Origin of the sequence: Hymenobacter sp. B81, from assembly GCF_044628455.1 — a bacterium.
In the GTDB taxonomy this organism is placed as follows: domain Bacteria; phylum Bacteroidota; class Bacteroidia; order Cytophagales; family Hymenobacteraceae; genus Solirubrum.
This window is the reverse complement of the sequence record NZ_JBIYZW010000002.1, coordinates 358,758-381,991: the sequence shown is the minus strand read 5'-3', so window position 1 is coordinate 381,991 and position 23,234 is coordinate 358,758. Positions and strand designations below refer to the sequence as shown.

General features: G+C 64.8%; 20 protein-coding genes. 7 read left to right on the top strand and 13 right to left on the bottom strand.

Annotation, left to right across the window (positions count from 1 at the left end; all coding sequences use genetic code 11):
- The first annotated feature begins 266 nt into the window (after nt 1–266).
- Nucleotides 267–1,649, top strand: a complete 1,383-nt coding sequence (locus ACE191_RS12735) for an FAD-dependent oxidoreductase (protein WP_400192612.1) — start codon at nt 267–269, stop codon at nt 1,647–1,649.
- Nucleotide 1,650: 1 nt separating this feature from the next.
- Here ACE191_RS12735 and ACE191_RS12730 read toward each other — a convergent pair whose 3' ends face one another.
- Together ACE191_RS12730 and rpoN are read right to left on the bottom strand one after the other, a co-directional pair.
- Nucleotides 1,651–2,298 (bottom strand): hypothetical protein, encoded by a 648-nt coding sequence (locus ACE191_RS12730; RefSeq protein WP_400192611.1) that lies wholly within the window; start codon nt 2,296–2,298, stop codon nt 1,651–1,653.
- Nucleotides 2,299–2,335: 37 nt separating this feature from the next.
- On the bottom strand, nt 2,336–3,916 hold the full coding sequence (gene rpoN / locus ACE191_RS12725) for an RNA polymerase factor sigma-54 (protein WP_400192610.1): 1,581 nt from the start codon (nt 3,914–3,916) through the stop codon (nt 2,336–2,338).
- 230 nt (nt 3,917–4,146) lie between these two features.
- Between rpoN and asnS the strand changes: the two genes are divergently transcribed.
- On the top strand, nt 4,147–5,541 hold the full coding sequence (asnS, locus tag ACE191_RS12720) for an asparagine--tRNA ligase (protein WP_400192609.1): 1,395 nt from the start codon (nt 4,147–4,149) through the stop codon (nt 5,539–5,541).
- 556 nt (nt 5,542–6,097) lie between these two features.
- Here the strand turns inward: asnS and ACE191_RS12715 are convergent.
- Together ACE191_RS12715 and ACE191_RS12710 are read right to left on the bottom strand one after the other, a co-directional pair.
- Nucleotides 6,098–6,340 carry a hypothetical protein gene (locus tag ACE191_RS12715; protein WP_400192608.1) on the bottom strand — a complete coding sequence of 81 codons (243 nt, stop codon included), beginning with the start codon at nt 6,338–6,340 and terminating at the stop codon, nt 6,098–6,100.
- Nucleotides 6,341–6,428: 88 nt separating this feature from the next.
- Complete coding sequence (locus ACE191_RS12710) at nt 6,429–6,923, bottom strand: hypothetical protein (RefSeq protein WP_400192607.1); 495 nt, start codon at nt 6,921–6,923, stop codon at nt 6,429–6,431.
- 274 nt (nt 6,924–7,197) lie between these two features.
- Here ACE191_RS12710 and uvrA point away from each other — a divergent pair, with 274 nt between their 5' ends.
- Nucleotides 7,198–10,206: an excinuclease ABC subunit UvrA gene (gene uvrA, locus ACE191_RS12705; protein ID WP_400192606.1), complete on the top strand. Its 3,009-nt coding sequence runs from the start codon at nt 7,198–7,200 to the stop codon at nt 10,204–10,206.
- Between the two features lie 96 nt (nt 10,207–10,302).
- Here the strand turns inward: uvrA and ACE191_RS12700 are convergent, their stop codons facing one another.
- The gene (locus tag ACE191_RS12700; protein ID WP_400192605.1) at nt 10,303–11,724 is read right to left on the bottom strand and encodes a T9SS type A sorting domain-containing protein; all 1,422 of its coding nucleotides are present in this window, start codon (nt 11,722–11,724) and stop codon (nt 10,303–10,305) included.
- A 146-nt stretch (nt 11,725–11,870) separates the two neighbouring features.
- Here ACE191_RS12700 and ACE191_RS12695 point away from each other — a divergent pair, with 146 nt between their 5' ends.
- Nucleotides 11,871–12,293 carry a hypothetical protein gene (locus tag ACE191_RS12695; protein ID WP_400192604.1) on the top strand — a complete coding sequence of 141 codons (423 nt, stop codon included), beginning with the start codon at nt 11,871–11,873 and terminating at the stop codon, nt 12,291–12,293.
- Nucleotides 12,294–12,374: 81 nt separating this feature from the next.
- On the opposite strand, the gene ACE191_RS12690 is transcribed toward ACE191_RS12695, so the two are convergent.
- From ACE191_RS12690 to ACE191_RS12680, 3 genes are all read right to left on the bottom strand, one after another.
- Entirely contained in the window at nt 12,375–13,043 is a 669-nt protein-coding gene (locus ACE191_RS12690) for a DUF4142 domain-containing protein (RefSeq protein ID WP_400192603.1), read from the bottom strand.
- 61 nt (nt 13,044–13,104) lie between these two features.
- Nucleotides 13,105–13,341 carry a hypothetical protein gene (locus ACE191_RS12685; protein WP_400192602.1) on the bottom strand — a complete coding sequence of 79 codons (237 nt, stop codon included), beginning with the start codon at nt 13,339–13,341 and terminating at the stop codon, nt 13,105–13,107.
- A gap of 43 nt (nt 13,342–13,384) precedes the next feature.
- Nucleotides 13,385–13,951 carry a DUF4142 domain-containing protein gene (locus tag ACE191_RS12680; protein WP_400192601.1) on the bottom strand — a complete coding sequence of 189 codons (567 nt, stop codon included), beginning with the start codon at nt 13,949–13,951 and terminating at the stop codon, nt 13,385–13,387.
- A gap of 206 nt (nt 13,952–14,157) precedes the next feature.
- On the opposite strand from ACE191_RS12680, the gene ACE191_RS12675 reads away from it, so the two are divergent.
- The gene (locus ACE191_RS12675) at nt 14,158–14,997 is read left to right on the top strand and encodes a hypothetical protein (protein ID WP_400192600.1); all 840 of its coding nucleotides are present in this window, start codon (nt 14,158–14,160) and stop codon (nt 14,995–14,997) included.
- Nucleotides 14,998–15,085: 88 nt separating this feature from the next.
- Here ACE191_RS12675 and ACE191_RS12670 read toward each other — a convergent pair whose 3' ends face one another.
- Both ACE191_RS12670 and ACE191_RS12665 read right to left on the bottom strand, forming a co-directional pair.
- Entirely contained in the window at nt 15,086–16,231 is a 1,146-nt protein-coding gene (locus ACE191_RS12670; protein ID WP_400192599.1) for a trypsin-like peptidase domain-containing protein, read from the bottom strand.
- A gap of 45 nt (nt 16,232–16,276) precedes the next feature.
- Entirely contained in the window at nt 16,277–16,864 is a 588-nt protein-coding gene (locus ACE191_RS12665) for an RNA polymerase sigma factor (protein ID WP_400192598.1), read from the bottom strand.
- A gap of 140 nt (nt 16,865–17,004) precedes the next feature.
- On the opposite strand from ACE191_RS12665, the gene ACE191_RS12660 reads away from it, so the two are divergent.
- The gene (locus tag ACE191_RS12660; protein ID WP_400192597.1) at nt 17,005–17,223 is read left to right on the top strand and encodes a hypothetical protein; all 219 of its coding nucleotides are present in this window, start codon (nt 17,005–17,007) and stop codon (nt 17,221–17,223) included.
- 187 nt (nt 17,224–17,410) lie between these two features.
- Nucleotides 17,411–17,620, top strand: a complete 210-nt coding sequence (locus ACE191_RS12655; protein ID WP_400192596.1) for a hypothetical protein — start codon at nt 17,411–17,413, stop codon at nt 17,618–17,620.
- Nucleotides 17,621–17,627: 7 nt separating this feature from the next.
- Here ACE191_RS12655 and ACE191_RS12650 read toward each other — a convergent pair whose 3' ends face one another.
- The 3 genes from ACE191_RS12650 to ACE191_RS12640 are packed head-to-tail and all read right to left on the bottom strand — an operon-like array spanning nt 17,628 to nt 23,203.
- Nucleotides 17,628–19,433, bottom strand: coding sequence for a hypothetical protein (locus ACE191_RS12650; protein WP_400192595.1), 1,806 nt, complete (start codon nt 19,431–19,433; stop codon nt 17,628–17,630).
- Between the two features lie 9 nt (nt 19,434–19,442).
- Nucleotides 19,443–21,686: a hypothetical protein gene (locus tag ACE191_RS12645; protein WP_400192594.1), complete on the bottom strand. Its 2,244-nt coding sequence runs from the start codon at nt 21,684–21,686 to the stop codon at nt 19,443–19,445.
- A complete protein-coding gene (locus tag ACE191_RS12640) occupies nt 21,683–23,203 on the bottom strand; it encodes a BatA domain-containing protein (protein WP_400192593.1) in 1,521 nt (506 codons plus the stop codon). Before ACE191_RS12640 ends, ACE191_RS12645 begins: the two co-directional genes overlap by 4 nt.
- Nucleotides 23,204–23,234 lie beyond the last annotated feature (31 nt).

Here is a 23,234-nt window from a genome sequence, read left to right as displayed (position 1 = left end):
AGCGGGCTGCAAGTTCGGCAATTATGCTGCATGCACACGATATTTTCTTGCAATTATCATAAAAATACAACCACAACCAAAAATATACAAGTTGCTGTATCTGAGTTCGGTAGCGCAAATGGGCCCTGGCAGCGGGGGAAGCCTGCTTTGGCGTAAACCGGCCACTAAATGGACCGGCTGAGCGGCCGCCGGTGTCAGATGGCGCAAACGCGCTACATTAGGCTCCTGCTACCCGTATTTTCGCGTACCGGCACTGCCGTTCTTCTATGACAAACTTCTCCGCTACCGCCCCCGCTGCCTCGGCCGAGCCGATGACGGTGATGGGCGCGGGCTTGGTCGGTTCCCTGCTTTCCCTGTACCTAGCCCGCCGCGGCTACCCCGTAAATGTGTACGAGCGCCGCGCCGACCCGCGCCGCGCCGGCGCCGATGTCGGCCGCTCCATCAATCTGGCGTTGTCGGACCGCGGCTGGCGGGCCCTGGAGGGCGTGGGCGTGGCCGAGGCCGTGCGCGAGGTGGCCATTCCCATGTACGGCCGCGTGATGCACGACGTGCAGGGCAATCTTACGCACCAACCCTACGGCAAGCCCGGGCAGGCCATCTACTCGGTGTCGCGGGGCGGGCTGAACCGCCGCCTGCTGGAGTTGGCCGAGGCCGAGCCGAGCGTGCGCCTGCACTTCGGGCAGCAGTGCCTCGACGTGAACCTGCGCGGCCGCGAGCTGCTGCTGCGCGACGCTGACTCGGGGGAGCAGCAGCGGGTAACGTTCCGCCGCCTGTTTGGCACCGACGGCGCCTTTTCGGCCGTGCGCGGGGCCCTGCAGAAAACCGACCGCTTCGACTACTCGCAGTCGTACCTGGAGTACGCCTACAAGGAGCTGACCATTGCCCCGGGGGCCGACGGCAGCTGGCAGCTGGAGAAAAACGCCCTGCACATCTGGCCGCGCGGGCGCTACATGATGATTGCCCTGCCCAACCTCGACGGCTCGTTTACCTGCACGCTGTTCTTTCCCTTCGAGGGCGACGAGTCGTTTGCCACGCTGCAGACGCCGGAGCAGGTGCGGGCCTTTTTTGGGCGGGTGTTTCCCGATGCCCTGCCGCTGATGCCCGAGCTGGAGCAGGACTTCTTCCACAACCCCACGGCCTCGCTGGTCACGGTGAAGTGCTTTCCCTGGGCGTTCGACGACGACGTGCTGCTGCTAGGCGACGCGGCCCACGCCATCGTGCCCTTCTACGGGCAGGGCATGAACGCGGGCTTCGAGGACTGCACCGTGCTCAACCAGCTGCTCGATGCCCACGGCAACGACTGGTCGGCCATCTTCGGGGCTTTTCAAAAGCAGCGCAAGCCCAACGCCGACGCCATTGCCGACCTGGCCGTGTACAACTTCGTGGAGATGCGCGACCGGGTGGCTGATCCGCGCTTCCTGCTGCAAAAGAAGATCGAGGCCAAAATATCGGCCCAGTACCCCGACCAGTGGCTGCCGCTGTACTCGCAGGTGACGTTTTCGCACACGCCCTACCACGATGCCTGGGCCAACGGCCAGCGGCAGGATGCCATCATGGCCCGCCTCATGCCCCACATTCAGCGCGAGGAAGACTACGACCAGCCCGCCGTGCAGCAGCTGGTGCAGCAGGAAATGACCGCGCCGCGCTGATTCAGGGCGTGTAGGCAACGGTCGGCCACTCGTACAAGGTCAGCAGGCCGACTACGCCGGTGCCCAAGGCCAGGCCGGCCAGCACCTGGGCCGGCGAGTGCGCTTTCAGGCGCAGCCGAGCCCAGGCTACGGCACCGCTCAGCAGCAGCGTGCCCAGCAGCCACAGCGCGGCTTGTGCCGGCGGCAGCCGCTGGCTTAGGCCCAGCACGGCGAATAGCCCAATAGCCCCGCCCATGCCCATGCCGTGCGCGCTGATTTTCCAAGCCAGGGTAATAATCAGCGTCAGCAGCGCCGAAAGCGTCATGACCAGCAGCACGTGGGCCAGTGCGCCGGCGTGGGGAAGGGTACTCAGGTGCAGAGTGGCGGCCCCAAAGGCCAGCGCCGCAATCAGCAGCGGCAGGGGGCGCTGCCGCCGTTCGTAGAGCTCGACCGAGGTGATGTGCCCCCGGAGCTGCAGCAGGCCGACCAGCAACCCGGGCAGCGCGAAGGTGAGCCCCCAGACCCGCAGCACCAGCTCGCCCCGGAATGCCAGCCCGGTCGGCAGCTCCAGCCCTCCGGGAAACGCGTAGCACAGCAGCGCCACCAGATACGTGGGCAGCAGCAGCGGGTGCAGCAGCACGGAAAGGGCCGTAGCCAGGCGGGTTTTCAATTAATAATTATGAATTGATAATTATTAATTAATTGGATTATAGCTCTTTGCGCAGGCGGGCGACGGGAATGTTGAGTTGCTCGCGGTACTTGGCCACGGTGCGCCGGGCAATGTTGTAGCCGCGGGTGTTGAGCATCTTTTCCAGCTTGTCGTCGGAGAGGGGGCGGCGCTTGTCCTCGGCTTCGATGATTTCCTTCAGGATGTGTTTCACCTCCCGGCTGCTGGCGTCCTCGCCCGAGTCGGTGGCAATGCCCTCGGAGAAAAAGTACTTGAGCGGGTAAATGCCGAACTCGGTTTGCACGGCCTTGGAGTTGGCCACCCGGCTCACGGTGCTGATGTCCATGCCGATTTCCTGGGCAATGTCCTTCAGGATCATGGGGCGGAGCTTGCTCTCGTCGCCGTCGAGGAAGAACTCGTGCTGGTAGCGCACGATGGCGTCCATGGTGCGCAGCAGGGTGTTCTGGCGCTGCTTGATGGCGTCGATAAACCACTTGGCCGCGTCGAGCTTCTGCTTGACGAAGGTGACGGCCTCCTTGAGCTTCTTATCTTTCTTGGCGCCCTTGTCGTAGGCCTGGAACATCTCCTGGTAGTCGCGGCTCACGCGCAGGTCGGGGGCGTTGCGCGCGTTCAGGGTCAGGCGCAGCTCGCCGTTCTCGTTGTTGAGCAGGAAGTCGGGAATGATGTACTGCACCCGGCCGCCGCCCACCGGGCCCGAGCCGCCGGGCTTGGGATTGAGCTTGAGAATGAGGCCGATGGCGTCCTTGATTTCCTCGTCTTCGAGGTCGAGCTTCTGCTGAATGCGCTGGTAGTGCTTTTTGGTGAACTCCTCGAAGGTGTCCATCAGGATGCGCTGGGCGTGCTCCACCACTTCGTCGTGGGGGCGGTGGTCGAGCTGCAGCAGCAAACACTCGCGCAGGTCGCGGGCGCCAATGCCGGGCGGGTCGAAAGTCTGGATCAGGCGCAGCACCTGCTCGATTTCCTCCTCCGTGGTTTCGATGTTCTGCGAGAAGGCCAGGTCGTTGGCAATGGCCGACAAATCGCGGCGGATGTAGCCGTCGGCGTCGATGGAGCCGATGAGCTGGCTGCCGATGGCTTCCTGCCGCTCGTCGAGGTCGAGAAAGCGCAGCTGCTCAAACAACGAGTCGGTCAGCGTCGAGCCGGTGTCGGCCAGGGGCATGTCGCGCTCCTCTTCGTCGCCGCCGTTGTCGCCCTGCATCTTGTAGCCGGCAATTTCGTCGTCGTCGAGGTAGTCGTCCAGGTCCAGGTCGTCGCTGTCCTTGACTTCCTCGGCGGTTTCCTCCTTGGGCAGCTCCAGCTCGGGCTCGGCGGGCTCCTCGAAGTCCTCGTCGAGAATGTTTTCCTGGTTGTCGTACTCCTCGCCCTCGGCCGGCTCGTCGTCGGTGCTGTCGTCCGCGTCGTCGCCGAACTCGTCGTCCTGGTCCTCGTCGGCCAGGTCGGCTTCCTCGGCGTCGCCTTCTTCCAGGGCCGGGTTCATCTCCAGCTCTTCCTTGATGCGCATCTCCAGCTCGGCAGTGGGAATCTGGAGCAGCTTGATGAACTGTATCTGTTGGGGGGACAGCTTCTGCGAGAGAAGCTGTTTCATGTCAAGTCGTTGCATAGCAAAAACGCGGGCGGCGCGGGCCGAAAAGCAGTGGCGGCTTCAGCCAAAGATAGCCGTTTGTGTACTTCAGATTTGGCGGAAAGGTTGGTGCAATTGGGTCTGGGTCGGGTGCCAGGCCGGCGCCTTCCCGCCAGGGCCGCCCCCGGGCCCGCAGGATTCCGGCGCGGCTAGGCAAATTGTCCGGCCGGGCCGACTATTTTTGCGGGCTCCATTTCATCGGTAAGCCAATGTCCGTCAGAAGATCAAGCGTAGAGGCGCTGCTGTCCAGCCAGGAGCTGGACCGCGAAGTGCTCGTGAAAGGCTGGGTGCGCACCCGCCGCGGCAACAAATACGTGCAGTTCATTGCCGTCAACGACGGCTCGACCATCCATAATCTGCAGGTAGTAGCCGCCGCTGAAAGCTTCCCGGAAGAAACGCTGAAGGACGTGGCCACCGGCGCCTGCGTGGCCGTGCGCGGCCAGCTGGTAGCCTCCCAGGGCAAGGGCCAGGCCGTAGAAGTGCAGGCCACTGAAATCGAGGTGCTGGGCAAGGCCGACCCCGAAACTTACCCTTTGCAGAAGAAAGGCCACTCGCTGGAGTTTCTGCGCGAAATTGCCCACCTGCGCCCCCGCACCAACACCTTCGGGGCGGTGCTGCGCCTGCGCCACGCGCTGGCCTTCGCCGTGCACCAGTACTTCAACGACCGCGGCTTCTACTACGTGCACACGCCCATCATCACCGGCTCCGACGCCGAGGGCGCCGGCCAGATGTTCCGCGTAACGACCCTGCCCGACCAGAACCCGCCGCTGACCGACGACGGGAAAGTAGATTACAAGGAAGACTTCTTCGGCAAGTCCACCAACCTCACCGTATCGGGGCAGCTGGAGGGCGAAGTGGCCGCCATGGCCCTGGGCAAGGTGTATACCTTCGGACCCACCTTCCGCGCCGAGAACAGCAACACGGCCCGTCACCTGGCCGAGTTCTGGATGATCGAGCCGGAAATGGCCTTCTTCGATTTGCAGGACAACATGGACCTGGCCGAGGACTTCCTCAAGTACCTGGTGCGCTACGCCCTGGAGAAGTGCCCCGCTGACCTGCAGTTCCTCAACGAGCAGTACGACAAGGAGCTGCTCGCGCGCCTGCAGTTCGTGGTCGACAACGAGTTTCAGCGCCTGACCTACACCGAGGCGGTGGACATCCTGAAGAAGGCCAAGCAGAAGTTTGAATTCCCGGTCGACTGGGGCACCGACCTGCAGTCGGAGCACGAGCGGTACCTGGTGGAAAAGCACTTCCGCAAGCCGGTTATCCTCACCGACTACCCCAAAGAGGTGAAGTCGTTTTACATGAAGCTGAACGAGGACGGCCGCACCGTGCGCGCCATGGACGTGCTCTTCCCCGGCATCGGCGAAATCATCGGCGGCTCGCAGCGCGAGGAAAACCTGGAAAAGCTCGAGCAGCGCATGCAGGAGTTGCACGTGCCCGCCGACGAGCTGTGGTGGTACCTCGATCTGCGCCGCTTCGGCTCGGCCCCGCACTCGGGCTTCGGCCTGGGCTTCGAGCGCCTGGTGCTGTTTGTAACCGGCATGGCCAACATCCGCGACGTGATTCCCTTTCCGCGCTTTCCCAAGAACGCGGAATTCTAAACCACGGATTTTCGCGGGTTCTTTCGGATTTGGCTTCGCCTTCCTTCAGTTCGCGGATTTCGGGGACGATTGCAGTGGTGCCACGACTCCAAAGTCGTGGCACCACTACGTTTAAGCCGCCCATAAGTAACCGTAGCATTCAGCCCGTGCTGCCGAGGCCCCAGCCCGTCATGCTGAGCGAAGGTGTAGCCGTAGCCGAAGTATCTCTCCCGCTCGCCTGGCTCCCCTTTCCCTAAGGCTTCGCGCATCAAGCGAACCGGGGCCGGGTGGAGGTTTCCGGTAGAGATACTTCGCGGGCGCAGTATGACTGGCTTTTTCCATGCGCTTGCTGCTGGACAACATCCTTAGCAACGCAGCAGCGGCCCCCTGATGGAGCCGCTGCCGAAAGCGCCACACCAGGCATAAATAGTAGCGCATGAGCAAGTATTTATGCCCCACCCTGACATAAATAAGCCACGGCTGATAGTTCATTATGCCAGTTGCTGGCATAAATAATCGTCCATGCCCACTGGTATGTACCAGCTGGCCTACAGCCCGGGGAGCCGGTACCGCCGGCTCAGCAGTAATCGCGCAGCTGCTTGTCGTCGACGGCCAGCAGATGGTCCAGCCGCAGCTCGAAGCCATCGGTCAGGCGCAGGTATTCCACCCGGTCGCGGAGGTAGAGGTCCTGAATGATGCCGTGGTAGGTGCTGGGCGGCGCGGCGGGCGCGGGGCGGTAGGTGAGGGTGCAGGGCTGCCGAAGGGTAGCGCGGGCTTCCAGCTCGTCGTAGAACGAGCAACTGATGGGGCGGTAGCTCATGATGTGGCAGGTTTAAGGTGCCCTATACAAACAGCAACGGCCGCTACCCGGGTAGCGGCCGTTGCGGGGATAACCAACGGGGGAGCAGCTAGTTTTTGCCTTTGCCCTTCCCGTTGCCGTTGCCTTTACCGGGGTGGCCGGCGTGCTTGTTGCCGTTGCCCTTGCCGCGCTCATCCACTACTACGCCGTTGACGGGGCGGACGTAGGTGCCGCGCATCTTCTTGGCCTGGCCGGGGGGCATGCCGTGGGGGTGGCCGTACTTGGTTTTGTGCTCCTTCACTTTCACCCAGGGCGTGGCGCCGATGTAGTCGATAACCACGGGGTGGAAAGTGCCGGGGTTGTAGCCGCTGAGCGTGGCCAGGCGCTGCCATTTGCCGTCGCGCTGCACGATGTAGCGCTGGGCGCGCAGGTCGTAGTAGCCGCCGTACTCGGGCACGTAGTAGTACTGCGCGCCGGCCGGCACCGCCGGGCCCCAGCCGGGCTGCACGATGTTGACGGTAACCTGGGCCTGGGCGGGGGTAGCCGCGCCGCCGGCGCCGAGCAGCAGCAGGGCGGCAAACAGGAATTGGGGAAGACGTTTCATGGGAAGTCGGAAGAAAGGTGAGGGGAGTACCCGGGAGCGGCCGGGGCAAGAACAAGGCCAAACCAGCGGCGGGTGGGCGCGTACCAGGAAGGCCGCCGCCTTGTCGCCGCCTAAGGACACTAGCAAACCACCGAACGAAAACCCCCGCGCGGCGGTTACTGCCTTCTGCATGCCCGGCATCGGGCAGGCTAAATTCACTGGCAAATAAGCGGGTGAGGCTGGCGTCCGGCAGGGCATTTAACGTACTTTCGCGGGCTTATTCGCTACGCATTGCATGGCTAAGAAAAAATCGACGGCCGAGGCCGCAGCTCCGGCGACGCCGAAGAAAAGAACCAGCGCCGCTACGGCCGTGGTAGCCCTCGAGGCCGCGCCCCCACGCCCGGTCGGTGGCAACGGCGCGGCTACGGCCCCCGCTTCGGCGGCCACCATCGAGGCCCCGTTCATCGAGGTGTACGGCGCGCGCGAGCACAACCTCAAGAACGTATCCACCCGGATTCCCCGCGGCAAGCTGGTGGTGTTCACGGGCATCTCGGGTTCGGGCAAGTCCAGCCTGGCCTTCGATACCATCTACGCCGAGGGGCAGCGCCGCTACATGGAGACGTTTTCGGCCTACGCCCGCTCGTTCATGGGCGGGCTCGAGCGCCCCGACGTGGACAAGATTGAGGGCCTGTCGCCGGTTATCAGCATCGAGCAGAAAACCACCTCGCGCAACCCCCGCTCCACGGTGGGCACCATCACCGAGATTTACGACTTTCTGCGCCTGCTCTACGCCCGCACCGCCGAGGCTTTCAGCTACGCCAGCGGCAAGAAGATGATCCGGCAGTCGGACGACCAGATCATCAACTACATCCTCAAGCACTACGCCGACCAGAAGCTGGTGGTGCTGGCGCCCGTGGTAAAGGGCCGCAAGGGCCACTACCGCGAGCTGTTTCAGCAGATTGCCAAACTGGGCTTCACCAAGGTGCGCGTCGACGGCGAGCTGCTCGACATCACCAGCAAGATGCAGGTGGACCGCTACAAGATCCACGACATCGAAATCGTCATCGACCGGCTGGTGGTGAAGGAGGAAGACCGGTTCCGCCTTTCCGGTTCGATGCAGAACGCGCTGACCCACGGCAAGGGCACGGCCCTGGTGCTCGACCCGGCCGCCAACAAGACGCAGTTCTTCTCGCGCTTTCTGATGGACCCGGCCACCGGCATTGCCTACGACGACCCGGCGCCCAACACCTTCTCGTTTAACTCGCCCTACGGCGCCTGCCCCACCTGCAACGGCCTGGGCGAGATTCAGCAGATTACCGAGGAATCGGTGATGCCCGACCCCAAGCTCAGCATCAGCCGCGGCGGCATTGCGCCCCTGGGCGAGTACCGCGACATCTGGATTTTCCAGCAGATGAACCTGATTCTGAAAAAGAACAAGGCTTCGCTGACCACGCCCATCGAGAAGCTGCCGGCCGAGCTGGTGCAGCGCCTGCTGCACGGCATCGAGGCCGACGAGGATGCCGACGACAAAAAGAAAGCTACCTACTCCGAGCCGTTCGAGGGCATTATTCCCTTCCTGCGCCGGCAGATGGAATCCGATTCGGAAAACATCCGCGAGTGGATTCAGCAGTACACCCAGGCCACCGAGTGCCCCGAGTGCCGCGGCTACCGCCTCAAGAAAGAGTCGTTGCACTTCCGCATGGCCGACAAGCACATCGGCGAGCTGTCGGTGATGGACATTGGCGAGCTGGCCCGCTGGTTTGAGGGGCTGGAGGAGCGCCTGAGCGAGCGGCAGAACCTGATTGCCCGCGAACTGCTCAAGGAAATCCGCAAGCGCATCGGCTTTCTGCTGGAAGTGGGCCTGGAGTACCTGAACCTGCACCGCTCGGTGCGCACGCTCTCGGGCGGCGAGTCGCAGCGCATTCGCCTGGCCACCCAAATCGGGACCCAGCTGGTGGGCGTGCTCTACATCATGGACGAGCCCAGCATCGGTCTGCACCAGCGCGACAACGAGCGGCTCATCAACGCCCTCAAGCACCTGCGCGACCTGGGCAACTCCATCATCGTGGTGGAGCACGATAAGGACATGATTCAGCACGCCGACCACGTGCTCGACATCGGTCCCGGCGCGGGCATTCACGGCGGGCACGTGGTGGCCGAGGGCACTCCCGAGGAGTTCATGCGCAGCGGCTCGCTCACGGCCCAGTACCTGAGCGGCGAAAAGCACATTGAGCTGCGCAAGAAAAAGCGCACCGGCGAAGGCACCGAGTTGGTGCTGAAGGGGGCCAAGGGCCACAACCTCAAGAACGTGACGCTGAAGGTGCCGCTGGGCAAGCTGGTGGCCGTCACGGGCGTGTCGGGCTCGGGCAAGTCCTCGCTCATTCACGACACGCTCTACCCCATCCTCAACAAGCACTTCTTCAACGCCAAGCGCGAGCCGCTGGCCTACGGCAGCATTGAAGGCCTGGAGCTGATCGACAAGGTGATTGAGGTGGACCAGTCGCCCATCGGGCGCACGCCGCGCTCGAACCCGGCCACCTACACGGGGGTGTTCACCGAAATCCGCCAGCTTTACGCCAACCTGCCCGAGGCCAAAATTCGCGGCTACGGTCCCGGGCGCTTTTCCTTCAACGTGAAGGGCGGGCGCTGCGAAACCTGCGAGGGAGCCGGCATCCGCACCATCGAGATGAACTTCCTGCCCGACGTGCACGTGCAGTGCGAAACCTGCAAGGGCCGCCGCTACAACCGCGAAACGCTGGAAGTGCGCTTCAAGGGCAAGAGCATCACCGACGTGCTCGACATGACCATCGAAAAGGCGGTGGAGTTCTTCGAGAACCAGCCCCGCATCCTGCGCAAGATCAAGACCCTCAACGACGTGGGGCTCGATTACATTACGCTGGGTCAGCAGGCTACCACGCTTTCGGGCGGCGAAGCCCAGCGCGTGAAGCTGGCCACCGAGCTGAGCAAGAAGGACACCGGCAAGACCTTCTACATCCTTGACGAGCCCACCACCGGCCTGCACTTTGAGGACATCCGCCACCTCTCCGACGTGCTGCAGAAGCTTACCGACAAGGGCAATACCGTGCTCATCATCGAGCACAACCTGGATCTGATTAAGGTAGCCGACCACATCATCGACCTGGGGCCCGAGGGCGGGGCGGGCGGCGGCACCATCGTGGCCCAGGGCACGCCCGAGCAGGTGGCCAAGGTGAAGAAAGGCCACACGGCCCGCTTCCTGGCCGAGGAACTGAAAATCAGCAAGTACGCCGAGGAAAAGGCTGAGTCGGCCGAAGAAGCCGCGTAAGCAGAGCTAGCTCTAGGTCAGGTGCCAGAAACGCCGCGGCCACGCTTTACCTGTCAGCGGTAAAGCGTGGCCGCGCGCTTTTTGACACTACGGCGCTTACGGACGGGCCATGCGGCCAACCCATTTACCGTGAGGGGTATTATACTGCAGCAGGTACAGTCCGCTGGGCAATTGGGTTAGTGGGACATTGACAGCTTTGCCGCCGGCGCTGTTTTGCTGCCAAAGTATGCGGCCGAAAGAATCGAGCAGTTGAAGCTGGCCTTCTTCCGCTACGGCGGGCAGAGTAACGCTTACGGCTGGGCCAGTTGCGGGATTGGGATAAACCTGCAATGCGTGCTGAGCTTTCCCATTGAGGGCAGGTTGCTGGCTGAGTGGTGCCCAACTCTGCACTTCCATCAGGGTTAACTCATCCAGATTACCGCCAATAACGTAGCTGCCGGTAGAGGTAGGGAATACGCATGCATTGGCCCTTGTATTCCTAGGTTTTGTAGGCAGCAGCCGCCGGGAATCGACTACCCGGCCGGTACGGTTAAAGCGGGTGATATACTGATCCTGAGTGCGTGTCCCTTGGCCAATATATTCGTAAAAGGATGTCAATATGATATTCCCCTGAGAGTCTTCGTTAATAAATTGTAAGTATCGCAAGGGAGTGAAACTGCTAGTAGTAAGCCGCGTCCAAATGGTGTCGCCGGTTGCTGCAAGCCGCGCAGCGCCTCTGTGACCCGCCAGAACCACGGTGCCATCGGGAGATGAATGCATCAGAAAAGCACCTTGGTCAAGCACCTGAGGCAGGGGCTTCGACATTGCGGAACCGGCTTCGCTGATAAGGAGTAGCTTATTGGGAAAAGTCGCATGCTCAGCTACCAGAAGTGCGTAGCCCCCTGCTCGCTGCGCCAGGCAATTCCTAAACCGGAAAGGGCTAACTGACAGCGGTAGCAAGTCTTGCGACCAAATGGTTTGCCCGGAGTTGGCGCTTAGTTTAATAGCTTGGTGAGTAACAGCTTGCCCAAGTCTTGCAGTATGCTCGGTATAGGTCATGACATAATTTCCATCCGGCGCCACGAAGATTTCAGATGGTTGGATGAGACTAGGTGTACTGGCAGTGAAAGAAAAACGGCGGGTCCAGAGCGTATCGCCCAGGGCACTGCATTTTATCACACCGTTGCTGGCAGCAACTACCACAGCTCCCTGAGCATCTTCGGCAGCATGGATTTTAAAGTCGGGAAGTTCAGTAGACAGAGCCAGGCTACTTAGCGAGGTAGAAAATTGCTTGGTCCAGGTAGTGTCACCCTGGTGATTCGTACGCACCAAGCGCACCTTGGAGGTTGCACTGGTTTGATTGGGACCGTAAAAGCCGATGAGTACATAGCCGCCGGTAGTACATTTTACAACCGTACTCACGTCAGGAAATTGCGTCGGGAAGTACTGCTGCCGCCATAAGGGCGCAAGCGGGGGCTGAGCCCAGGCAGCTGTAATTGGGCCGGACAACAACAGCAACAGGATGGTGAGAAGCCGCATCGGAGAAAGACATATAAACAGGTTCCCAAGGGTGGGCCCGCTAATATAGGCTTGCAGCAGCAACCTAGCAGAACTCTCTGAAACCACTTGGCGAGGTACAGAAAGAACGATACTTTAGGCCCCTCGTTTCCGCACCACCTCACCGTATGCTTCGACTTCTACTTTTCCCCCTGCTGCTGGCCGTAGCCGTAGTGGCCGCGCCGCCCAAAGGCAAGGGTACCCAATGGCAGGGCACCATCAGTAACGGCATGAAAGGCGACAAGCTCAGCTTCGTGGTCTCGGCCGATGGCAAGCGCATCAGCCAGCTCACCTTCAGCGGCTACTGGCGCTGCGGCGGCAAGCTGGAGCAAACCACCGTGGGGCCCGACGGCAGCTTTACAGTTCAGAACGGACAGGTGAAGGGCGCCCTGGTCGAGCCGCCCCAGGGCGGTAGCACCGCCTGGCGCTACGACCTGCAGGGCCGGTTTACCGGCAAGACCGTAGCTCAGGGTACGTTTCGCATGAACATCAACGGCCTGGGCTGCGACACGCACCTACTGCAGTGGAAAGCCGCGCCGGCCGGGCGGTGAAGTAGCCACGTCCGGTATTGGGCAAATAAAAACGGCCCGGCTGTGCGCAGCCGGGCCGTTTTTATTTGCTGGTTCGGCGTCCTACATCTTCATGTCGGCATGCTTCTTCGACATGTCGAGGTGGTTTTGCACCACCGGCGTAACCTTGGCAATGAAGCCCTTCACGTCGGCGTCCTGCGTCATGGCGGCGTGGGCGTTGAGCGTGTTCAGGGTTTTCTGGTGGTCCATCACCATCTGCATCAGGTAGCGCTGCTCGAAGTCCTTGCCCGAGAGCTTGCGCATCTCGTCGGCAATGGCCTTGTGCTCGGCGTCCATATCAGTGGGCAGCGTCACCTGCTTTTTCTGGGCAATGGCCTTCAGGTCGGCCGTCGACTTGGTGTGGTCCTTGATCATCATGTCGGCGTGTTGCTTGGCCATGCCGGTCACGCCTTTTTCCAGAGCCAGCTTGCTGAGCTGAATCTCGTTCTGGTCGCTGTGCGCGGCCGACATCATAAACTCGGGGTCATCTTTGTGCGGGGCCGTGGCGTTGGGATCTACTTTGGCGGCCATGCCACCGGCGTTGGCGCCGGTCGAGTCACCGTCGTTCACGGCGTTGGCTTCGCCATTGGTGGCGTTGCCCATGTAGTTGTCATCGGCGTTGTTGCCTTCGGTGGTCGTCACGTCGGGGTTGCTGCTCTTGTTGTCGGTGCAGGCCGGCAGCACGCCGAGCAGAGCCACACTGAGAACGGCTGGCAGAACAATCTTTTTCATGGTCGGGAAAGGGTTTTGGTTGGTAAGGAAAGCGGAAGAATGGTGCGGAAGAACGGCGCGGCTAGCGTTGCGTGGTATCGGGGGCCGCGGCGGCCGAATCGGCGTTGGCCGTTACGGTGGGGCCGGCATTGTTATCGATAACAACAGCATCGGACTGCACGCCGCCTTCATTGGCGGCTTGGTCCATGTCGCTGACGGCGTCGCCGGCAGTAGCATCGGTGCGCTTCTCAGCGTCGGAGCAGCCGGCCAGCAGCAGGGTCGCCGCCAGGGCCGGCAGCAGGAAAAGAGTACGTTTCATAGGAGCGAAAAAAACGAAAGCTGAAAAAGGGTAAAAGTCGGGGTCAGCGCGGCAGCTGGTCGCGCAGCTGCTCGGCCTGATTGTGGTGCTGCTCAAGAATGGGGGCGTACTTGGCCGCAAAGGCGCGGATGTCGCCGTCGTATGCGTCTTCGGCCATGTCCTGAAAGTCATCGGCCGCCTCGTCGTGACCGGTGGCTACCAACTGCAGAAACTGCTCATCGAAGCGGGCGCCGGTGAGGCCCACCAAGTCCTGGTAGGCGCGCTGCTGCTCGCGGCCCAGTCCATCGGGCAGGGTTAGGCTTTTCTGCTGGGCGAGCGTACGCAGCGCGGCGTGCAGGCCGGTGTGGCTGCGCTGCAACTCCAGGGCAAAGGTGCGCAACGGGGCCGCCGCAGCCTTCTGCTGAGCGAGCTTGCTCAGCTCCAGCGTCAGCAGGCCGGTACCGGCCGCATTCACCATAAACTCAGCGTCGCGCTCCTGGCGGCGGGTCACGTCGGCGTCGCCAATGCGCTTCTCGTTCTGGAACTGTGCTTCGGCTACCGGGTCCCGGTCACCCGCGCCGCAGGAGCTCAGGACGGGTACCAGCAGCAGAAGGCAAACACGATATAACATAGCACATTGGCCCGCACGGGCCCGGTTGGCACGCAGGCTATACGGCTGGGCGCGGAGACGGTTTAATGCCAATAAGTTCCGGTCAGCGAAAATTTTCCGTGCCTTCGTTAAACGTCCCGCCTCCGGTGGCCTCCAAGCACCGGTCGCGGCTCCGGGCCGCTTACTTTGCACTTGGCTTCAACTGCTTAGCCCTTTCCCCAATTCGTATGAAAACCACTACCCTTCATCCGCTCGTGCTTTCGGCCCTGAGCGCTACGTTGCTACTGGCGGGCTGCAGCAAGGATAAAGAAGAGTTCGGCCCGAACACGACTGTGTCGGCCGAAGACCACGCCGACGCGGAGGGCGACGACGCGGCCACCTACGAGTACGTGGATGCCGCCGCGCCCGAAGACGTTCAGCGCAGCGGCAGCGGGATGCTCGATGCCGACGACCAGCGCATTCTGTTCGGTTGCGCCAGCCACAGCTACGACGCGCCCACGCGCACGCTTACCATCGACTTCGGGCCCAACGGCTGCGTGGGGCGCGACGGCCGCCTGCGCAAGGGCCAGATCGTGGCCGTGTTCAGCGGGCAGCACCGGCGACCGGGCTCGTCGGTAACCACCATGCTGGTGGGCTATTCCGTCAACGGCAACCCGCGTACCGGTACCCGCACAGTAACCTTCGTGGATGGCCGCAACTTCACCGTGACGGTGCGCAACGCCAGCATCACCACCCCCAACGGCACCGCCACCTGGCAGGCCGACCGCAGCGTGACCCAGACCGCGGGCCTAACCACCCGCAGCGTGCGCGACGACGAGTACAGCATTACCGGCTCGGCCGCGGGCACCAACCGCCGGGGCGTATCGTTTACCGCCACCATTCAGCAGCCACTTATCAAGAAGTTTCAGGCCGGCTGCGCCCGCCATTTCGTGGCCGGCACCCTGCAGATTGTCACCAGCAACGAGCGGACGCTGCTGCTGAACTACGACCCCGCCGGCACCCAGGCCTGCGACAACATCGCCACCGTTACCATCGGCACCCGTACTCGCACCATCCGCTTGCGCTAACTGGCGTAGACTGAATGAGAAAAGCCCCGTTCGCCCTTTGTATCGGGCTAACGGGGCTTTTTAGTTACCGGCCGGTGGCCGTGGCAGGCTATTCGTAAACCTTCACTACGAACACGAAGTCCTGGAGCTTGCGCAGTTGCTGGGGGCGCGATTGGCCGGTGAGCTGGTTCTGCCGGGGAACGTTGTAGGCCGGAGTGGCGCCGCTGGCCGAGAGCGAATCGACCAACCGCATCAGGTACGACGACTTGGTGGCGAAGGCCGCGCTCTGCACGTCCATCTGGCGGCCGCTGATGACGCCGATGAGGTTGCCGCGGTCGTCGAGCACCGGGCCGCCCGAGTTGCCGGGGTTTACCGGAATGCTGATCTGGTAGAAGCCGGTGTCGCCCTCGAAGCCCGAGCGGGCACTCAGGGAGCCGTCGTTGAACACCAAGTCTTCGCGGGGGTAGCCCAGGGTGTAGACCCGCTCGCCCAACTCGGCCTGGCGGCGCTTCACGGTGTAGGGCAGCCGGCCAAAACCCTGGAAGTCGGCGTCGCGCACCCGCAGGATGGCCAGGTCGTGGGCGACGTCGGAGAAGACGGGCTCGGCGCGGAAGCGCTGCTGCCGGTCGCGGCTTTCAATCAGCACCGAGTCGGCGCCCTGAATCACGTGGTAGCTGGTCACGATGTAGCCGTCGGACGTCAGGGCGAAGCCGGTACCGCTGAACTTGCCGGGGTTTACTACCTCGGGCGAGGTCGCGCCAATCTGGGTTATGGCCTTGTTCATGGCCCGCTGGGTGCGCTTGATGCGGTCGACCTCGCGGCGCAGCACGGTGTAGCCGTAGGCCGAGGGCTGGCGGTTGGCTTTCCACCACTCCAGGCCCAGCAAGGTGCCGAACACGGCCAGCACGGCCACCGAAGCGGCCACGGCCATGGTGGCGCGGTGCCCGTGCCAGAACTCGCGCAGCCACTGCTCGGTACGCGAGATGTGCAGCTTGGGCATGGTCGCATGGCCGGTTTCCACGGTGGTTTCGGCCTCGGCGTCAATCGCGGCCTGCAGGCCGCGCAGCTGCTCGCTAAGGCGCAGGCGCTGCCCGTAGGCGCTCAGGGTGCCGGTCACGTCGCGGAACTCGGCCAGCCGGCCGGCCAGCACGGGGTCGGCCGCCAGGCGACGCTCGAGGTCGGCGCGGGCCGGCGCGGGCAGGCGGCCGGCTTCGTAGTCCTCAAACAGGGCGTAATAATCAGCTTCGGTCATCATAGGAAGAGGGCGGGCATTAGTTCCGCCAGGTGGGGCGGCGCGTCGTCAGGGCAGCGGTTCTTCTTTGTACTGAGCGAAAAACAGTTTCTTCAGACGCACCAGGCATTTGTATTTCTGATTCTTGGCGTTGTCGGCGTTGGTGTAGCCGTGTTCCGCCGTGAGCTGCTGCATATTCTTGTCGAGCAGGTAAAACCCTTCCAGCAGGGAGCGGCAGGGTTCACCCAAGCGCAGCAGGGCTTCGCTCATGAGGGCAAAGCGCCGGTCGCGTTCCTCGGCTTCGGCCAGGTCGGCTTCGGCTCCGGTTTCGAGGTAGGGCTCGTGGTCGTCGAGGCGGCCGCCGTAGCGGCCTTTCTCGGCCAAGCGCTTCAGCCACAGGCGCCGGCACACAGCGTAGAGGTAGGTTTTGACCTGGCAGCTCAACTCAAGCGTACCGGCTCGCACCTTCTCATAAAACACCATCACGCCCTCCTGGTAAATGTCTTTGGCTTCGTCTTCGGTTCCGCTGTTTTGCGTGACCAAATGCGTAACCATCGGCAGATGCAGGCGGTAGAGGTGCGCCAATGCCCGCTCGTCGCCGTGACGGATACCCGCCACCAGCTCCTCGTCGGTGTAGGAAGGCTGACCCTTGCCCATGTATGCAGTTACTCGTTGCTTAATACTTGCCCCCCGCCCAAGTAACCCGCGAAAAGTTTTTTTTCTGCGGCGGGTTACCTCTGCTAGCCGTTGGTATCAAGGGCGTTTTTCAGACCAACTTTTTCAAACTTACAACTCAGATGAAGAACCTCCTGAAGGTTGCCGCCCTGTTTGCCGCCGTTAGCATGACCGCTTGCGAGTCGAAGCCCGCTGAAACCACCGAGGCTACCTCGACCGAAACCACCACGGTTGAAACCGCTGCTCCTGCTATGGACAGCACCGGTGCTGCTACCACCGTTGACACCACGGCTGCTGCTACGTCGACCACGACGACCACCGAAACGATGAAAGAGGAATAGTCTGGCAGGTCGGCCCTGCGCCGGCTGCTAAACTACTCACCGCCCGGAAAGCCTGCTTCGGCAGACCTTCCGGGCGGTTTTCTGTTGGCGGCATTTCACCAGCCGCAACCCGGATAATAGGTATACTGTATAATAACAAGAATATTGTGTATGTTTGGGCTCCACCCTGCTGGCCAATCCTAGCCAAATGAAAAACCACCCTACTGGAGCTGCGCAAGCAGCGGCCGAAACATTGCCATTGGTTGCCACCGCAACCGGTGGGCCGGATACCGGTTTTGAAGCGGATTACCGGCCCGAAACCGAAGCGGATTCACGACCGGTACTGCGGGTGGGCATCTACCTGGTGGGCGAAGGGCCCGAAGTGTTGCTGACCGGCCACCCGGATATTCGCTACTGATGCCGGCTTAAAGCTTTTCTTCGAGCCACAAAAAGCCCGCTGAAAGCACAAACAGGCCATAAAACCAAAATAACGGCACCACTGGCTCCTGGTCGGGTGCTTGATCCTCGCCCGTACCTGAGCCTGCATGGGCCGAGCTTGGTACTGCCCGCTGCTGAGCAGCCTGCCAACGGTGGCTGATAATAGGTGCCAGCCAACCAGCGGAATCCAATACAAAAAAAGAAGTAGGAGCCTGACCCGGTAGCCGCACTGTATGCCAGCCACTGTGCCGGGGCCAGAACAGCGCCGTGGCCTGGGCTGGTCCGCTCACCGCCGAGCGCAATCCTACCCGCGTGAGCTGCCCGGAGGGCGCCCGAACTTCCGCCGCAACCGCCGGGGTGGAGCCGGCCAGCCTTATCGTGAGCGGCTCGTGGGGAGAGATGTAAGCATTTACGTGCCAGCGCGGCGTCGTTGCCAGGGGGCGGGCCGCCGCCGTCAGCAGCCGGGCCCAGTAGGCGTCGTACGTAGCGGTCTGGCCGCCGAGCAGCCAGCGGTAGGTTTCGGTGGGCGTAGCTACCACTACCGAGCCCCAGCCCGCGCGGTAGGCCGCGGCCGCCAGTCCCGTCCCCTTAGCGGTTTGCACCAGCGGACGAAGCAGCGGCCCGGCACCGAGTACGGCCGGCAAAGGCATACTTCCCCGGCCATCCGACCAGCGCAGCGGGGTAGCTTGCTCCGGGGCCATTGCCTGCGCCGCGAGCTGGAAAGCCGATTTGCCGGGCAGACTGGCGGGCAATGGTCCGGCGCCCGCAGTCAGCACCAGGCCCAGACCGTCGGTGCGCAGGGCGCGGGCCAGCGCCTGGCTTTCGGGGCCTGATAAAGCCGTCAGGCTCTCGTTATCGGTCAACAGCACGTCGTAGCGGCTCAGCAGCTCCGGGGTAAGACGGCTCAGGGAGTGGGGCGGGAGGTTGTGAAAAGCGGTCTGCTGAAGTCCCCGGCCAATCGTTAGCCGCTGGGCCAACACGTGGCCCCGGGCCGTGAGGTGATTTTTTAGCAGGTTCTGCTCGAAGGAAGGGCTACCGGCCAGCAGTAGCAGCCGCAAGGGGCGCGGCGGCTGCACCACGGTTGCCACGGGTTCGGCCGCCAACGTTCGGCCCTGTCGGCGGGCTTCGAGTTGGAGCAGCTGCGGGCCGGTGATGCGCGGCTGGTAGCGCAGACTGAAAGCGCCCGAGCCGGTGGGCAGGCGTACCGAGTCGCGGGCCCGGCCGGCGGCGTACAAGTACAGCTGCACCGGGCCGCGCTGGTCGGCCGCAAAGTGCCCTTCGATGCGCAGGGCCTCCCCCAGGTTTAGCTCGCGGGACCAGCTGGCCATGCGGAAGGCCGCGGCCGGCCACGTGGGATGCATGGTTACGCGTACTGCGGGAGCCAGCTGGTTCAGGTCGGCAGCGGGTACCCCTTGCCCGAGCACGTGCAGCTGCCGCAGTTGGGGAAAGCGACGGTTCAGCTCGGCCAGGCTAGAGATGGTGCCGGGGGCACGGTTGGCCGAGGGCGGCGCAAAGCGGTAGCGCGGCACGGAGCCGAGGCGCCGCTGCCAGTAGCGCAGGCTATCGGCTGGTACGCCTTCGGTGAGCAGCAGCAGCGAGTCGGTGGCGGCCGGGGTTTTGTCTCGTTGGGGCGGAAGCAGCAGGCAGCCCAGCGCCGCCACGGCCAGCACGCTGGCCGCCAGCCGGGCCGGGCGCCGCTGTTGGTTGGGCCGGCGCCAAACCTGACCGAGCAGCAGCAGCGTGAGCAGGCCAAGCAAACCCAGGGTCAAATAAAAGGCGAGGTAAGCGGGCATGGGCAACGGTCAGCGGCTAAGCTCCTGAAAGTAACGGCGGGCCAGGGGGTCAACCTTAGGGCGCTGGGGGGCTGCGGGCGGGGGCGGCAGCAGCTGATTGAGGGCGTGCTCGAGCACGGTGAGCGTGCCGGCGGCGGGGGGCTGCGCGGCCCGTACCTGGGCATTCAGCTGCCGCCAGGCGCGCAGGGTAGTGAGGCCCGCTGAGGGTTGACGCAGGGCGGCGGCGGCCAATGCCGGGCCAGCCGGGGCCAGGGTGGCCGCGTCGGCGGGCCGGGGCAGCTGCCCGCCCTGGTAGCGGGCCAGCAGCGCCAGGGCGGTACGAACGGCGGGCTGGCCCGGAACCACAGTGCTTTGCTCGCGCTGGCGCGGCGCAGCAGCGGCCGACACGTCGCCGCTCAGGCGCTTTTCGGCCTCGGGCAGCGGCGGCAGGTCGACGCCCGACTTGCGCACGTAGGCCCGGGTTTGATGCTGCACTTCCTTGAGCAGGCGCAGGGCGCGGTACTCGAAGGGCAGGGCGCGGGCGGGCTGGCCCAGGCGCAGGTGCAGCTCGGCGTCCCACATCTGGCTGAGCACGGCGCGCAGCTTGGTCTTGACCTGGGGTTCGAGAAAGTCGGCGGTTTCGGCGTCGTCGTGCAGGTGGGAGTAGGAGCGCACCAGGGATTCGGAAGTGGCTACGCCCGCGTCGGCGGCCACGGGGGCGTGGTCGTGCCCGGTGTGGTCGTGGCCGTCGTCGGCGTGGTGCTCTTCGGCGGCCGGCTTAGCGGGGGCGGGCTCGTCGTCGGCCACGGGCGGGCGGGGCGGGGCGGCCTGGGTGAGGCCCGACTCGTACTCTTCGCCCAGGAACTTGCCGTAGCGCAGGCGCAGCATCTTCTGATCGTCGCCGAGGCTGTTGGCGCGGGCCTGCAGTTCAGCAGGGGGCAGGCGGCGCTGCTGAGCCAGGAGCTTTTCGGTGTCGATGATGATCTGGCGCTGGCTGCGGAAGTAGGCCGGCACGGGGTTGACGCCCATGGCCAGGTCCGACAGGTCGCCGGTGGCGGCGGTGTCTTCCCACTGCACCAGGTGGGCGTCGGTGCGGGCGCGGCGGCCGGCGTTGTCCCAGGCCTCGGCGTACACGTACAGTTCGTCGCCATAGGTCAGCCCCAGGGCGGGCAGGCGCAGGCGCGCGGTAGCGGTGGCCGCCGTAGGCTGGTTGCGGATGAATTGATTCAGGTCGGTGATGACCTCGCCGAACTTGACGCCCTCACCCTGGCCCTGGGCCGTAGTCACCACCAGGCGGGCCCGGGTCAGGCCGTAGTCGTCGCGCAGCTGCAGGCGCACGGCCACTTCCGGGCGCTGATGCGCGGCTACCAGGGTGTAGGGCCGGGGCTCGATCAGGCGCAGCTCAGGGCCGCGGTCAGGCAGCACTTCCACGGCGTAGTCGTCGGACAGGCGGCCGGCCACGCGCAGCTGGTACAAGGTGGTGGCCGTGAAGCGCTGCGCGGCGGTGAAGCGCCGCGGCTGGCCGGGCACGGGCTGAAACGCAAGGGGCGCACGGCCGGCCAGCAGTAGCTGGGGAGCCGGAGCCTCGTCGCTCAGCTCCACCGTCCAGCGTACCACCGAGCCCTGCGGGCAGCGCAGCGACGGGCTGGCGGCGGTATAGGCAGGGCGGCGCGTGTAGGCCGGCGGCTGCACCTGCACGGTGGTGGAAAGCAAACGCGGGGCGGCGGGCACGGCGCTCTGCGGGGCCGCAGGAAAATGCACCTCAACCGCAGCTGAAGCCGGGGTCGATGCTTGGGGCCAGTACCTTACGCCCAAGCCGGCAACCAGCAGTACCGCCGTCAGGGCAAGGAAACGGGGCCAGGGCACGCGCAGTGCTTCGGCGGCGGACAGCTGGGCGAGGCGCTCGGCTACGCGCTGGCGCTGCAGGCTGGGCAGCAGGCCGGGCGCGTTGCCCATCAGCAGGCCGGTGCTGTCTTCGAGCGGGGGGAAATGGCGGTCGAGGCGGCGGGCCAGGGCAGTTTGGTCGAAGCGCCGCAACTGCCAGCCGCGGTAGGCCAGCCACCCCGCCACTCCGAGACCGGCAACTGCCAGCGGGCCGCGAGCGGCGGGGAAGCGGCTGGCCAGCGCCCCGAGCAGCAGGGCCCCGGCGGCGGCTAGCAGCAGACCGGCCAGCACCCGCTGGGTGAGGTGGCGCCGCCGCAGCTGGCGCAGCTGACCGCGGGCCGCGGCTACCGCCGGCGAATCGGCGGGGCGGGTGGAGGTGCTGGTGCTCATGCCGGGGTGGGTTGGGGGCGGCGCTGGCTGAGCAGCCGCTCGATGGCAAAGAACAACGCCGCCGCCAGCAGCACCCAGGGGGCCAGGTCGAGGGCGACGGGGCGCGCAACGCGGGCGGGCTCGGCGGCTACGGAGCCGCGCAGCTGGCCGGGGTCGAGGGTACGCAGGTCGGGCGCAGAAGTATCGGGAGCCAGCAGCGACAATAGCAGGGCGGGGAGCTGACCGTCGGCGGCGAGGGTGCTCCAGGCAGGATGCAGGCGGGTGTGCAGGCGGTACCAGCCGCCGCGGCCGGCGGGCCGGTAGCTGAGCACGGGCCGGCCGTAGGCATCAGCCCACTGGGCGGGGCCGGCCGCGGGGCCACTGCGGCGCAGCAGGCGCAGGCTGGTAGCCGGGGTATAGGTTTCGATGGGCGCGTCGGTGGGGATACCGGGGCCGGAAGCGTCGGTGAGCAGGTGCAGGCCGGCGGGCAGCCGCTGGCGGAGGGCGGCGGGCACGGGCGCATCGGACAGCCACAGCAGCCAGTCGAGGGAATCGGGCGGGGTGGCAGGGCTACTGAAGAACTGCAGGCGCAGGGGCGTGGCCGAGGCGGCGGCGCGCAGGGCGGCGGCGGCGGAGCGGGCGTCGAGGGCGCGGGTGCGCGGGTCGTGGTAGAGGGCCACGCGCAGGGGCCGGGTTACCGGCACGGCATAGGCCACGGAATCGGGGGCGGGGCGCAGCTCGATGCGGGGCGCCGCGCCGGCGCGGAAGTACAGCGGGGGCAGACCGGGTAGGCGCGGCAGCAAACCGGCCCGCGCTGGCCAGGCTTGGCGGTGGCGGCGCAGGGTGGTGGCCGCCGCGCTGCCGTGGGCCACGGTGAGCAGCAGGGTATCGGGGTTGGGGCGGCTGGCCTGCTGCAGCCAGGCGGCCGAGTCGGGGGCGGTGGGCAGCAGCTGCCAGCGCAGGCGGGCGGGCAGAGGCAGGCGGCGGCCGCGAAAGTGATGCAGGCGGGCGTCGGTGTACAGGTACAGCGCGCCGGTGGGAAAGTGCCGGGCGGCTTCGGCGGCCAGCTGCCAGTAGTCGGGACCCGCCGGGGGGGGCAGCAGCAACGGCGCGGGCTCAGCCAGGGCCGTGGGAGTGAGGGCCGAATCGGGCAGGGCGGGGAAGCCGGGCGCGAGGCGGTGGAAAGTGGCCCCGCGGCGGCGCAGCGAATCGAGGGTGGGGCGCAGGGCGGCTACAGTGGGGGCGCTCAGCACCTCGGGGGCCAGCAGCACCTGCGGGCGGGCGGGTGGCAGCGGCGGCTGCCAGCGCGGCCCGGCCAGGGCGGCTACCAGCAACCCGAGCAGCAGCAGGCGCAGCAACAGCAGGGGCAGCTGGCTAAGCTGAAGCTGCCGCAGCTGCCGGCTGCTGCCGGGCGTGAGCCAGCGCAGGGCGCCCACCGGCACCACGCGGCCGGGCCGCCGGTTCCAGAGGTGGATGGCCAGGGGCACCAGCAGCCCGGCCAAAGCCAGGAAAGCAGACGGGGCGGCGAAGGAAAGCAACGGTGAAAGCGGGGCAGGAGCTGGGTGGCAA